The organism is Mycobacterium sp. AZCC_0083 (assembly GCF_014202335.1).
Taxonomy (GTDB): Bacteria; Actinomycetota; Actinomycetes; order Mycobacteriales; family Mycobacteriaceae; genus Mycobacterium.
Map to the genome: position 1 here is coordinate 64,000 of NZ_JACHGP010000011.1, position 12,590 is coordinate 76,589.

General features: G+C 66.5%; 11 protein-coding genes. 3 read left to right on the forward strand and 8 right to left on the reverse strand.

Features of this window, described 5'->3' with window-relative positions:
* The 7 genes from HNP02_RS26265 to HNP02_RS43815 all read right to left on the reverse strand — a co-directional run bounded on the left by HNP02_RS26265 (position 1) and on the right by HNP02_RS43815 (position 8,700).
* The gene (locus tag HNP02_RS26265) at positions 1-2,376 is read right to left on the reverse strand and encodes a lysylphosphatidylglycerol synthase transmembrane domain-containing protein (RefSeq protein ID WP_184443569.1); all 2,376 of its coding nucleotides are present in this window, start codon (positions 2,374-2,376) and stop codon (positions 1-3) included.
* Positions 2,377-2,484: 108 nt separating this feature from the next.
* Positions 2,485-4,269 (reverse strand): penicillin-binding transpeptidase domain-containing protein, encoded by a 1,785-nt coding sequence (locus HNP02_RS26270; RefSeq protein WP_184443570.1) that lies wholly within the window; start codon positions 4,267-4,269, stop codon positions 2,485-2,487.
* Positions 4,270-4,347: 78 nt separating this feature from the next.
* Entirely contained in the window at positions 4,348-4,815 is a 468-nt protein-coding gene (locus tag HNP02_RS26275; RefSeq protein ID WP_184443571.1) for a cupin domain-containing protein, read from the reverse strand.
* A gap of 67 nt (positions 4,816-4,882) precedes the next feature.
* On the reverse strand, positions 4,883-5,536 hold the full coding sequence (locus tag HNP02_RS26280; protein ID WP_184443572.1) for a TetR/AcrR family transcriptional regulator: 654 nt from the start codon (positions 5,534-5,536) through the stop codon (positions 4,883-4,885).
* Between the two features lie 3 nt (positions 5,537-5,539).
* On the reverse strand, positions 5,540-7,378 hold the full coding sequence (locus HNP02_RS26285) for a sulfatase-like hydrolase/transferase (RefSeq protein WP_184443573.1): 1,839 nt from the start codon (positions 7,376-7,378) through the stop codon (positions 5,540-5,542).
* Between the two features lie 229 nt (positions 7,379-7,607).
* On the reverse strand, positions 7,608-8,051 hold the full coding sequence (locus HNP02_RS26290) for a hypothetical protein (RefSeq protein ID WP_184443574.1): 444 nt from the start codon (positions 8,049-8,051) through the stop codon (positions 7,608-7,610).
* Positions 8,052-8,106: 55 nt separating this feature from the next.
* On the reverse strand, positions 8,107-8,700 hold the full coding sequence (locus tag HNP02_RS43815; protein WP_221318055.1) for a TetR/AcrR family transcriptional regulator: 594 nt from the start codon (positions 8,698-8,700) through the stop codon (positions 8,107-8,109).
* A 127-nt stretch (positions 8,701-8,827) separates the two neighbouring features.
* On the opposite strand from HNP02_RS43815, the gene HNP02_RS26300 reads away from it, so the two are divergent.
* On the forward strand, positions 8,828-9,724 hold the full coding sequence (locus tag HNP02_RS26300; protein WP_184443575.1) for a hypothetical protein: 897 nt from the start codon (positions 8,828-8,830) through the stop codon (positions 9,722-9,724).
* Between the two features lie 88 nt (positions 9,725-9,812).
* Entirely contained in the window at positions 9,813-11,243 is a 1,431-nt protein-coding gene (locus tag HNP02_RS26305) for an FAD-dependent oxidoreductase (RefSeq protein ID WP_309241699.1), read from the forward strand.
* On the opposite strand, the gene HNP02_RS26310 is transcribed toward HNP02_RS26305, so the two are convergent.
* Positions 11,226-11,528 (reverse strand): hypothetical protein, encoded by a 303-nt coding sequence (locus HNP02_RS26310; RefSeq protein ID WP_184443576.1) that lies wholly within the window; start codon positions 11,526-11,528, stop codon positions 11,226-11,228. The two genes, HNP02_RS26305 and HNP02_RS26310, sit on opposite strands and share 18 nt — an antisense overlap.
* Before the next feature lie 70 nt (positions 11,529-11,598).
* Between HNP02_RS26310 and HNP02_RS26315 the strand changes: the two genes are divergently transcribed.
* A complete protein-coding gene (locus tag HNP02_RS26315) occupies positions 11,599-12,507 on the forward strand; it encodes an enoyl-CoA hydratase (RefSeq protein ID WP_184443577.1) in 909 nt (302 codons plus the stop codon).
* The last annotated feature ends 83 nt before the right edge of the window (positions 12,508-12,590 follow it).

The following is a 12,590-nucleotide window of genomic DNA, read 5'->3' on the forward strand; positions in this document are numbered from 1 at the left end:
TTAGATCATGTCGTTCTTGGTCAACCAGCGCATCACCGGCCAGCCGATGAACACCGGCAGCCAGCAGGTCAGCACGCGGTAGAGCAGCACGGAGGGCACCGCGATCGCTGCGGGCAATCCGAAGGCTGCCAGGCCACCGATCAACGCCGCCTCGACCGCGCCGACGCCGCCTGGGGTCGGTGCCGCCGAGGCGAGTGTCCCGCCGACCATCGTGACGACCGTCACCGTGACGAACGTCGTATTGCCGCCGAACGCCTCGATACTGGCCCACAACGCCAAGGCTGCGCCGAGAGTCGTTGAGGCACAGCCAAGGACGATCAGCCCGAGTCGCTTGGGTTCACGGGCCAGCGTGACGAGGTCGCCGCCCACCTCCTTCAACCGGGGACGGACGGCCGTCCCCAGCCAGTGGCGCCCCTTCGGCACGAACGTGAACGCACCGACGATTCCCAGTGCTGCGCCCGCGACCAGGTAGAGCACGGTGGTCGACGGCACGAAGTGCGACAGGTCGGCCGACGCACCGGCGAAAGCGGTGAAGAAGATCAGTAGCGCGACGTGGGTGATCACCTGCACTGTCTGCTGCAGAGCCACCGCGGCGGTGGCGCGCAGCGCACCCAACCCGGACTTCTGCAGGAACCTGGTGCTCAGCGCCAGACCGCCGACGCCGGCCGGTGTGGTGGTGGCGGCGAAGGTGTTGGCCACCTGCATGATGGTCAGGTTCCTGAAGCTCACCGTCTCCGACGCGCATGCCCAGAGTGCTGCTGCCGCACCGACATACGTCAACGCCGACACCGTAAGCCCCAGCAGGGCCCACCACCAGTTCGCCGTGCGCAGTTCGACGAAGAACGCGGGTACGGTGCTGATGAACGGGTACGCGACGTAGACCAGCGCGACCAGAAGCACCAGCTGGATGAGCTGGTATCGGGTGAACCTGGTGATCGTCTCGGCGTGGATCTGGTCGGCACCGGTCTGCCGCTTCACCTCGTCGCGGGTAGCCGACATGACGGTCTTGGCGTCGCTGAGTGACTCCCGGAGCCGTTGCGGCATGGCTGATTTCGTCAGTCTGCTCGATGCAGCGAGCACCGCATCCCTACCGAAGGTCTCGATCGCCGCGGCCACCGCCGGTCCGGCGCCGTAGATCGAGCTCGTCGTCATGAGCAACTGGGCGACGTCGGCCTGCAGCTGGATGGTCGACGCGCCGTATTCGGCGTTGCCGAAGCCACCGAACAGAACCTTGCCGTCGTCGACGGTGATTTCGCGGCTGCGCAGATCGCCATGGGAGATCAGGTGATCGTGAAGGACGCCGAGTGACTTCCAGACCTGGTCGACGGGCGTCTGCTGCGAGCACTCATCGATGGCCGTTCCGCTCGCGGGACTGTGGGCGTACAACATCCAGCCGCGGTCGAGCGTGGTCACCGTCACCGTATCGGTGTTGGCCACGCCGGCGTCCCCGACTGCGATGGCCATCAGTCCCCGGTGCTCGACGGAGCGACGCATGGAGGTCTGCAGCGGAGCGGTTTCGTCGTTGCGCAGCGACAGCTTTCGCCAGAGTTGCCGCAGGGCCCCGCCACTTCGTTGGTTGGGTCCGTAGAGCTCGAGGACGACATCCGATGCGTCGCCGTCGGTCTCCGCCGAGAGGATGAGCGGACCGGGGCCAGCGGGCCGCACCACCGCCATCCGGCACACGGCGACCCGCCGGCGTTCCAACGCCCGTACCGCCCCGGCGAGCGGCACTTCCAGAGCCGGGGTGCCGACCAGCAGGACGGTCAGCGCCCCGAGGAACCAGCCGACGGACAGCCCGAGCAGTGAGCGCGCGGGTACGACGGCGCTGACGACGAGGTGAATCGGTACGAAGGCGAGCAACAGCGCCCACCACCACCGCCGCCATCGAGCGGGCAGCCAGGGGCCCGACACCGTGAGGACCGCGGCGAGCATTGCGATCCATCGGGGATCGTCGAGGAACTGCGAAAGCAACGTGTTGAGCCGGTCGGACAGGTCGAAGTGCCACTGCGGCGCGGCGATGCCGTTGGCGGTGATCGACAGCGCCAGCACGGCGCTCAGCCCGGCCGCCGCGTACGCGCCGAGCAGCTTCCACTGCCTGCCCATGATCAGGCCGATGAGGATCGCGAACGGCAGCGCAAGGATCGCGATGCCGTACACCAGATACACCGCGTTGGACTGGGTGGGCGTCAGCACTCCGACGATGTCGGATATCGACTTCTCCAGCGCGACCCAGTCGTTGCGGGTGATCAGCGAGCTCGTGATGACGGCCGCGAGGAACACGGTCGCGAACACCAGGCGCAGGATGTCGTTGGTCCGCCGGGCGAGCGGTTGCAGCAAGCTGCCCGAAACGGCGACTTCGCGCCCGTCGACTCGCATGTATCAAGGATCTCCGGATCGGCGTCGCGTCTGCGCGACGGTTCGGGTCAACCTATCGGGACAACGCCGCTGAAGGGCGCCAACACGGCCATTGACCGGCACGTGACGTCAGCCCGCGAGCGCTGGGCGCAAGAACTCGCCGGACACCTTGACCGCAGGCTCGGACGTATCGCCACCGACGACGAGCGTCGCGAAGGCGATGTCGCCGACGATCCCGGCGAACCAGCCGTGCGAATGGGTGTTGTCGCCGAACTCGGCGGTTCCGGTCTTTCCGCCGAGGCCGTCGATGTCGCGCAGTTCGGTCGCCGTTCCGTCGGTCACGGTCTGGCGCATCATGGCGCGCAGGTTGTCCACGACCGCGGGCGGAATCTGTTCCGACGGGGTGTCGATGGTGGTCTTCTCGTCGACGACCAGAGTCGGTGCGATCGTCGATCCGTGCCCAAGGCTGGCCTCGGCGACGGCGAGGCCGAACGGACTGACGGTCACGGTGCCTTGCCCGATCCCGTTCTCCACCCGCTGCGCCGGGGTGTCCGCGTTCGGTACCCGGCCGGTCACCGTGGTGAGGCCGGGGATCACGTAGTCGACGCCGATCCCGAACAGCTTCGCCATGTTCGGAAGGGCGTCGGCTGGCAGCTTGTCGGCCAGCGCCGCCATCGTCGTGTTGCACGAGTGCGAGAACGCCGATGACAAGGGCACCGTGCCGAGGTCGAACTCGTCCTCGTTGGGGATGGTTCGGTCCTCGATGGTGACTCGGCCCGGGCATGCCTCCGGAGTGTCGGGTGTGGCCAGTCCGGCCTGCATCGCGGCGGCGGTGGTGATGGTCTTGAAGGTCGAGCCCGGCGGGTAGACGCCGGTGAACGCGATGGGTCCCTGTGCGTTGGCGGCCGCGTTCTGCGCAGCCGCCAGAACGCCGCCGGTGGCGGGGGAGATGGCAACGAGCACCGTCGGACGGGGTTCGGTCGCAACGGCCTGCTGTGCGAGCAACTGCAGCCGGTTGTCGAGGGTCGTGCGGATCGGTTTGGTGTCGCCGGGTGGTGTCGTGGCCAGCGCCTCGGTCGGCGCGCCCTTGTCGTCGACCAGGTTCACCGACCAACCCGAGGTCGAGTCGATCGCCTTCTGCCACAAGGCTTGTAGGCCGTCGATGGCGGGCGAGGAGAGGTCGGGATTCGCGGTGAGCAATGCACCCTGCTCGTTCACCGTGACGCCGGGAATCTGCGCTAGTTGATCTTTGACCTGCGCCAGGTCCTGGTCCCGCAGCTTGATCACCGTGACGGTGTCGTCCTGGGTGGCGTTGAACTGGTCGTTGATCGACGCAGCCGTGGTGGTGTCGTCGAATTGCCGGACGGCTTCTGCCAGTGCGTCGGCGGAGGCGAGGTGAGCGCGCGCGAGGTTGACCACGCCGATGGTCTGCCAGGACAGCAGCGGTTGTCCATCACGGTCGAGGACCGGGGTGAGGAAGTTCTTGTCGTCGCTGAACTGAAATGTCATGCCGGGCGCCAACTTGGGGTGCAACACCTTCGGCGACCACTGGACGTGCCAGTCGTCGCCGGCCTTGACGGCCGTCGCGTCGGCCTCGTAGGCGAAGGTGCGTCCCGGCCCGAACGACCACGAGTAGTCGAGCTTGGCGGTGGGGTTGTCGTCGTCGCCCGCTGTGACGACGTTGACGGCCACCGTCGCGTCCTTGCCCATGCCGTCGAACATCGCCGTGATCACCGGGGTGGCGGAGGCGGAGTCAGTGGTGCTCGTCGCCGCGGCGCTGCCGTCCCGGCGTTGCAGGGCGTCGGCAAACGCATGGAAGGCGTCGTCGGGTCCACTGCTGGAGAACAGCGAACAACCGGTGGAGCCGAGAACCAGTGCACAGATCAGAACGGACAGCGTGAAACGTCGAGTCATGTCATCTCGAGGTAACCACGAATGGCGTTCTCGGTGCCAACGGTCGTGGTGATCAGCGTGTCGTGCGGTTCGGACCGGCTAGCGCGGTGGTCCGAGGATCACGTTGCCGAACTTCTCCGAGGCCTCTGTCATTCGGTCGGTGGATATCTCGAAGCCCTCCGGACGCGGCGTTGCCTTGTCGCGGCCGGCAAAGCGGAACATGCCCTCGATGCCTGCCGGGGTGTTGATCATGAGGAGGTCGGCCCGCTTCGAGGTGATGCGGTAGGCGTGGGGAACGTCCTTGGGCAGGTAGACGATTCCGCCCTCGGACAGCTCCATCTCCTCGTCATCGCACCACAGCAGCGCCGTGCCCTTGATGAGCATGAAGACCTCGTCTTCACGGGTGTGCTTGTGGTACGGCGGAGCCTCGCCCTCGCTCACGTCGAACCGCCCAATCATCAACTGTCCGTTGGTTGCCTTGCCGTCCAACAGGATCGCCAGGGTGCCGCCGTCCAGCCACTCCAGCTGTTGCTGTTGGTCGGGTTGGGCAAGGTAGGCCATGCTCATCTGGGCCCTCGCTTAATCGGACGAAATATTCCGCTTAAGTGTAGCGCGGATGTGCCAGAGTGTGAGCTCAGCGATTGTGGTTCGTGAAGTGGGTCTCGATGTCGCGGCTGGTCACGGCGGGCCCGGGCAGAGGTTCGGTCAAGGTGCGCACACCACCCATGAACAAGGCGATGTGTCGTTTCGCCACGACCGCCCAGTTCGGACCATGGGGCAGCGGTTGAGTCGACATGGCGCCACACATGATGACGTCGGTCGCGTTGACGTCGGCGCGAACCGTTCCTGCGATGCGCCCCTCGTCGAGAAACCGCTCCAGCGCGTCGTTTATCTGCTTGCGGGCGGCGACGGCGGCCGGGTCGGTCAGCGGCGGCGCCCCGCGCAACGGAAGCACGAGCTGGTCACCCAACTCCAGATTCTCGAGCAAGAACTGCTCGACGGCGTCCGCGCCCGTGCGTCCGTTCTCGGTGATGCGGGTGAGAACCCCGATCACGAGCTCGTATGCCCGGAGCGCGAGCGCGTGCATCAGCGCCGTGCGATCCGGGAAGCCGCGATAGAGAGTTCCCACGCCAACGCCTGCTGCATGGGCGATCTCGGCCAGTGGCACGTTGGGGCCGCGCGTAGCGATGGTGTCCGCCGCGGCGGCCAGGATCCTCTCGCGGTTGAACAGGGCATCGCTGCGCACCGCGCGACGGCGGTCGGGCGACTGTTCGGAACGAGACGGCATCGCCTACAACCCAAACTGCCCCAGCACCCGGCGCACGAAACCCGGCTCATCCACCGGCGGCCGCCGATCGGCGTACGGCCATGGGTTATGGCGCTCCGGCACCGCCGAGGTTCGTGCCTGCTTGAGTTCCGTCCGCAGGTGCTGACGCAGCTCGTGCAGGCCGGGATCGGTCCATCGGTTGTCCGCCTCGATCGCATCGGCGGTGAGGTCGTAGAGCTCCCACTGGTCGTCGAGCGGATCGGTCCGGTAGGCGTCGCCGCCCCTGCCGTTGGCGGCCAGATGGCGCACGCCAGGCTCGGTCCAGGTGGCCGGATCGTCGAAGGTACGCACCAGCTTCCATAGATGCCCCGCACCGCCTTGGGTCGAGCGAAGTGACGGGGGATTGCCGGGCGCTTCGGACTCCTCGACCCGCAGCACCAACCCCTCGAAGTTGGCTGCGACGTTGGCGGGAACCTTGATGCGCAGCGGCGCAGGCGGATTCACCGTACGGCCGAGCTGAGGTGCCGTCGCCGAAGCACCCGTGTCGCCTTCGAGCACGTTGTCGCGTGTCATCAGGTAAACCGCCCGACCCTCGTCGGCGGACGCCCCATCCACCACCGGCATCAGGTTGCGCCCCGGCAGCGGGTGTACCTCGGAGAAGGACTCGGCAAGCTCGGCGGCCACGGCGTCGACGTCCACTCCGGCCGCCCCGAGCAGCGTCGGCACCAGGTCGACGTGCGATGTCGGCGCGGTCACCAGCCGAGGCCCGGTGGCGCCATCACCGATGCGGGCGATGGTGAACGGCACCCTGGTGGCTTCGTCGTAGAGGTTGAACCACTTCTGGTGCAGCCCGCCGTGCGCACCGAGCAGCTCGCCATGGTCGGAGGTGCGCACCAATACTGCGTTTTCCGATCCGCCGTCGGTGACCGCCCGGCGCACCCGGTCGATCGGCGCGTCGACCTCGGCATGCAGCCGGTAGTACAGGTCGCGATACCGCTGCAAGTTGCGCCGATAGCTGCGGCTGACGATCCGCGCTGGGCCGTAACCGGAGTAGTACGCCTCGCGGAACGCGATCTGCGCGGCCGGTTTTGTGGCGAGGTCCTCGTCGGCGGTTGGCGCCGCGGGAACGTGCGGCGGATGCAGTGGTGAGGCTTGTAATGGGTTGCGCCGCAGCCACGCCGGGAACAGCACGATGTCGTGCGGGTTGACGAAGCTGGCGACCAGAAGGAAGGGTCGCAGCGCGTCCTGGTCACCGGCGCGGCGTCGCGCGTACCGGTCCTCGAGCCAAGCCACCACCCGGTTGGCGATCAACGGGTCCCTGCGGAAACCGCTGTTGGACAGCAACGCTCCGTGTGGTTCGGGCCCGACCCAGCCGGAGAAGCCGTACGGGGCAAGCGGATCCGCGTCGACGTACCGTTTCACCGCCGCCGGGTCGACCACGCCGTCGTCGTCGTTGGTGGCCAGCGATTCGCCGGTGGCCGGGTCTTGGAGATCGGCGTGCGAGATGTGCCACTTGCCGTCGTAGTGGGTGTCGTACCCGGCGGCGCGGAACCAGTTGCCAAGGGTGGGCACCTCGCCGGCCCGCAGCCAGCGCAGCCGGGAGTCGTCGAAACGCTTGCCGATGCCGTCGGTTTGGGTGACGCCGTGAAGGTCTGGGTACTGGCCGGTGAAGATCGTCGGACGGCTGGGCACGCAGGCCAGCGAGCCGGTGTAGTGACGGCCGAAGGTCACCCCGTGCTCGTCGAACCAGCGGCGACCGGTCAACGTGCGGTCGCGCCAGGCCTTCACGTCGGCAGACTCGTACGGCGGCTCCGCACGCTCCTCGTCGGTCATGACGATGACGATGTCCGGGTGTTCGGTCACGGAGTCCTCCAGTCGACGGTGCTGGTCACCGTCATTACGGTAGTCTCACCGACCGCCAACGGAACGTCAGCTCAGGTGATCTCGTCGAGATTGAGCTGAGGGTCGTGATGCGGCGCGGACCACGACCCTCACTGCAATCTGAACGTCTCCCGCTCTGCCGACACCGAGATCAATTCTCGACCGTCGGGATGTCATCGACCTGAACCTCGGCGCGAAAGACCGCGGTCGCCTACGGCGCGTTCTTACTTACCTCCAACGTGGCCCGATACTGCTCGAGGGCAATGGCGTCTTCGGGGGTCTGTGGGTACGGCTCGAGTGACAACAGCGTGATCTCGTATTCACCGACCTGGGCGGTCTGCGCATTCTGACCGGGAGCTGGGTTGGTGTTGAACGCCACCGTGATTGGCGTGCTTCCCGCCGCTTGGACGACGACGGCTATCCGCGCCTGCCCGGTCCACACGCATTCGACCTGCGCTGGACAGCGAGAGTCCTCCAACACCTCGTCAAAGTGCAGACGCAGGTTCTCGCCGGTGATCACCGCGTCCTGCCCGCCAGCTAGGGCGAACGCCTCATTGAGATGGAACTCGACGTCGTCGGCCCGTGCCTCCCGGGCGTGCTGACAGCCCATCAACACGACGACCAAGACCGTCGCCACTAGCCACACCCGGATCATGCCGGCCAACTTAGTCGGCTCGAGAGCGCTCCACGGTGTCTTCGTCGCGTTGGGGTCAATTGCCGAGCAGGGATGCCACCTGTTCGTTCAGTGTTCGCGTCTCCCGTTCGGCGACGAAGTCGTCGCTGGCGGCCACCCTGCCTGCAAAACCGTCGAGCAGCAGCAGGATCCACTCGGCGAGCCGTTCGGCGTCCATGTCGACACGGACACGCTGATCCCGTTGCGCGGCACGCACGTTGGACCTCAGCCCGGCACGGGCGGCTTCGTCGTCGGCACGCAGCGCGCGGGCGATCTCGGGCCGATGGGTGAGCCCGCCGACGACGGAGATGAATCCAGCGGCCCGGGGGTCTCGCAGACCGGATGCGGCGTGCTCGACGTAGTCGAAGACCACGCGCAGAGGATCGGGCGGATCGGCCGCCTGCTCGAAGAACTCGCGGGTTTCTCCTGTGCCATGTTCGAGGATCGCCACCAGCAGTGCGTCCTTCGTGGGGAAGTAGTGAAAGAACGTGCCCGATCCGATCCCCGCGGCGCGGCAGATGACCGCGGTGGTGGCCCCGGCGTAGCCGTGCTCGGCGAAGGCGGTCAGACCGGCGTCGATGATCACGAGGCGGCGGGCGCGATATCGCTGCGGGTCGACTGGACGGGGCACCGCTACATCCTAGTTAATGGAGTGGCTACTCTGATAATGTTACGGCGTGGATTCGTCCAGGCGAGCCGCCGTCGCACTCTTCGTCCTTGCCCCGGTGATGGGGGAGGTCGTCGGCGCGTCGTAACGGTTGAACTCCTTCGCTGAACCGCTGCGTGTCTTGGGCATCGTGTGCTTCTACGGTGCCGGGGTGGTGCTGATCCGCGAGATCACACAACGGCTGCGTCTGTCCGGGTGGGGTGTCGTGTTGCTCGGATGTGCCTTCGCTCTCGTCGAGGAGGGCCTTGCCCTGCAGACGATCTTCAACCCCATCGGCATGGACGGGGAGGCGGTGTGTGGAAACGCCTTCGGGGTCAACTGGTTCTGGGCGGTCGTCGTGTCCGGGTATCACGTCGTGTGGAGCGTGCTGATACCGATCGTGGTGGTCCATCTAGCGTTTCCGCACAGCCGCCGCTCGCCGTGGGTGTCCCGGCGCGCCGCTGGCGCGCTCACCGCGGTATTCGCCTGCGGGACGGCGATATTCGTGGTGATTTCGCTTCTGCGATCCGACTTCCGGCTGTCCTGGGTGCAAGCTGCAGCCACGATCGTCGTGACGGCGGGGCTGGTCTTGGCGGCAACGACGTGCAAGGACCGTGGCCGTGCCGCCTCGGCTGCACGCGCACCGGGCCGCATGGTCGTGGGACTGTTCGGGTTGGTGGCGGGCATCGGCTGGTTCGTGTTGTTTCTGGCCGCCTTCATCGGCGGTCCAGTCTCATTCGTGTGGTGGACCGCAGGGGCTCTGTCGTTCGCCGCCGCGGTGGCGCTGGTGCTGCGACGGTGGACAAGGCGGCAATGGACTCCGCGACACCAGCTCGTCCTCTGCTTTGGCGCAGAGATGTCGGCCGCGCTCTTCGGGCTGCTGCTGGTCGCCCTTGACGGAAACCGCGCGAACATCGCCTTCCAGTGCGTCGTCATCGCGGCGCTCATTGCCGCCTACGTCTCGCTGGACTGGCGGTTGAGCCGCCAAGAAGCCTTAGAATCAGCTTAGATAACCCTTAGGTTTCTTATTTTTGGCGTACAGTCGTATCGGAGGTCGCTCCAGCGGACTGCGGCGACCTCGCGACGAGGAGGTGCGTGTGCGACAGCTCGGCGATAGTGCGGTTGTTCTGGGGGCCGGTATGGCCGGTCTGCTTGCCGCCGGCGTGCTTTCGGAGTTCTACAACACGGTCACCGTGGTCGAGCGGGACCAATTGCCCGGTCGCCCCCTTCAGCGCAAGGGAATTCGACAGGGCGAGCATTTGCACAGTCTGTTGAGCCGCGGCACGCACACACTGGAATACCTCTTTCCCGGGCTTCTCGACGAACTCGTCGCGGACGGCGCCAACGTCCTCGACGACGGCGACCTGTCGCGCATCGACGCGCGTTTCGGTCCGTACGGATTCAACCGCTCACAGAAGCTCGCAGATCCCGAGGCGCTGGTCATGTACCTGGCGAGCCGGCCATTCGTGGAGTTCCACGTCCGCCGCCGCGTCCAGGCTCTCGGCAACGTGAGATTCCTCGACGACCACGACGTGGTGGAACCGATCGCCGCCATCCCGGACCGCGTCACGGGCGTCCGACTGGTCGACCGCGCCACCGGCGATGACACGCCATTGAAAGCCGATCTGGTGGTCGACGCCATGGGACGGGCCGCACGCACACCGGCCTTCCTCGAGAAGCTCGGCTACGGCCGACCGGAAGAACGGCGGTCCACCGCCAACGCCACCTACTCGAGTCAGTTGCTGCACATCCCCGAAGGCATGATCGCCGAGAAGATGACGTTCTTTCCTGGCAAGTCGACGCGCGGTGGGTTGGCTGCCTACGAAGACGGTGCGTGGATGCTCACGGCGGGCCGCTTGGCCATCGACACCGATCCGCCGACCGACCTCGCGGGCATGATCGGGCTCGTCGAGCAGAGCGCGCCGCCTCGTGTCCTGGACGCGCTCCGGTCTGCGCAACCCCTGAGTGACGTGTCCGTGTTCCGCTATTCCGGCGCCGTGTGGCGACGCTATGACCAGATGCCCCGCTTCCCCGAGGGACTCCTGGTCGTCGGTGACGCCTTGTGCAGCCTCAATCCCATCTACGGGCAGGGCATGACGATGGCAGCTTTGGAAGCCGTTGCGTTGCAAGAGCATCTACTCCATCCCGATGCGACGCCGCAGCAATTCTTCAAGGACGCCGTCAAGCACATCGGGCCGACGTGGGCGATGAATCAGGCCAACGATCGCGAGTCGACGCCCGTGCACGGTCGTCGTTCGCTGAAGTCGCGCCTTAGGAACTGGAGCATGAACCAGACGATGAAGGCCGCCGAGAACGACATCGTGCTCACTGAACGCTTGTTGCGGGTGGTCAACCTCGTCGACCCGCCCAGCAGGCTAAGAGATCCGGCCCTGCTAGGGCGAGCGGTCCTCGGCAACATGCGGCGCGGGCGGGCCGACCCGGCGCACACGCTCGCTCCGCGCCTGCCACGGCCGGTCGAACGCGCGCAGGGTCGACCAGGGCCCCGCGGGCTAATCGCTGGCGGGTAGGGGCTTGGCTTCCTTGATCGCTAGCGGGGTCGAGCCGACGCTCAGCGTGCCCTTGCCCGCCTTGGTCACCAGCACCTCGGCGCCGGTGTCGTCGACGTAGCGCTTGCCCATCAGGTTGCCCTCGGACAGTGCCGGGTCGAGCGTCGGGCCCGAAGCCACCGTTGCGCCGATCGGCACCATGGGCGCACCACCGGCACGCAGGTCGTCGAGGCTTTCGGCACTGCGCACCACGATCACCTGTGTGTCGCACACCTGGCTCTGCAGGCGGCTGCCGTTCTTGATCATGCTGGCTCCTCGGTCGTGAATCCCACACCCCCTGCCGCAATACCCCTACCAACGGAATAACGTGCGAAACATGGCCGACTATCGCTTCGTCACGTACGAGACCCTCGACGAGGGCACCATCGCCCGCATCATGCTCAACCGACCGGACCAGCGCAATGCGCAGCAACGCGGGCTGCTCGTCGAGCTCAACGAAGCGTTCCTCGAGGCGGAGTCCGACGACAAGGTCCGCGTCGTGATCCTCGGCGGCAACGGGCCGATGTTCTCCTCCGGCCACGACCTGGGGTCGAAGCAATCGATGTCGGAGTACGCGCCAGGCCCCGATCAGCATCCGAGCTTCGGTGTGAACGGAGCGACACGTGAGGCCGCCGAGAAGCTCATGCTTCAGGAGTGGCACTACTTCTTCGACAACACCCGCCGGTGGCGCAACCTCCGCAAGATCACCGTCGCGCAGGTCCACGGCGAGGTGTACGCCGCCGCGCTCATGCTGATGTGGTCCTGTGACCTGATCGTGGCAGCGGAAGGCACCCGCTTCGCCGACGTGGTCGGTACTCGGTTGGGCATGTGCGGCGTCGAGTACTTCGCCCACCCGTGGGAGTTCGGTGCGCGAAAGACCAAGGAGCTCATGCTCACCGGCGATTCCCTGTCGGTCGACGAGGCTTATCAGCTCGGGATGGTGTCGAAGGTGTTCCCCGCCGACGAGCTGACCGACCGCACGTTGGAGTTCGCCCGCCGCATCGCGAAGGTGCCCACGATGGCGGCGCTGCTGATCAAGGAATCGGTGAACCAGACCCAGGACAACCAGGGCTTTCACAACTCATTGAACGCGTGCTTCACGCTGCACCAGCTCAATCACGGCCACTGGACGCAGGTGCACGGTGGCGGCTTCCCGGTCGCCAACGAGTCCGACGGCATTCCGAACTGGCGCGAGGCGCCGCCGGTGGTCAACGCGGTCAAGGACAAGGTAAGAGCGGACGGCTGACGGTTCCTTCCCGTTGAGGTAGCACTCACGCACACGAGGTTCGAGAGCGGCGCGCCATCACCGCTATCTCAACGCCGTTCGCG

Bases quoted from the DNA above. Each gene is read 5' to 3' on its own strand.
- HNP02_RS26265 (WP_184443569.1), bottom strand. From the start codon at position 2,376: ATGCGAGTCGACGGGCGCGAAGTCGCCGTTTCGGGCAGCTTGCTGCAA.
- HNP02_RS26270 (WP_184443570.1), bottom strand. From the start codon at position 4,269: ATGACTCGACGTTTCACGCTGTCCGTTCTGATCTGTGCACTGGTTCTC.
- HNP02_RS26275 (WP_184443571.1), bottom strand. From the start codon at position 4,815: ATGAGCATGGCCTACCTTGCCCAACCCGACCAACAGCAACAGCTGGAG.
- HNP02_RS26280 (WP_184443572.1), bottom strand. From the start codon at position 5,536: ATGCCGTCTCGTTCCGAACAGTCGCCCGACCGCCGTCGCGCGGTGCGC.
- HNP02_RS26290 (WP_184443574.1), bottom strand. From the start codon at position 8,051: ATGATCCGGGTGTGGCTAGTGGCGACGGTCTTGGTCGTCGTGTTGATG.
- HNP02_RS26310 (WP_184443576.1), bottom strand. From the start codon at position 11,528: ATGATCAAGAACGGCAGCCGCCTGCAGAGCCAGGTGTGCGACACACAG.
- HNP02_RS26315 (WP_184443577.1), top strand. From the start codon at position 11,599: ATGGCCGACTATCGCTTCGTCACGTACGAGACCCTCGACGAGGGCACC.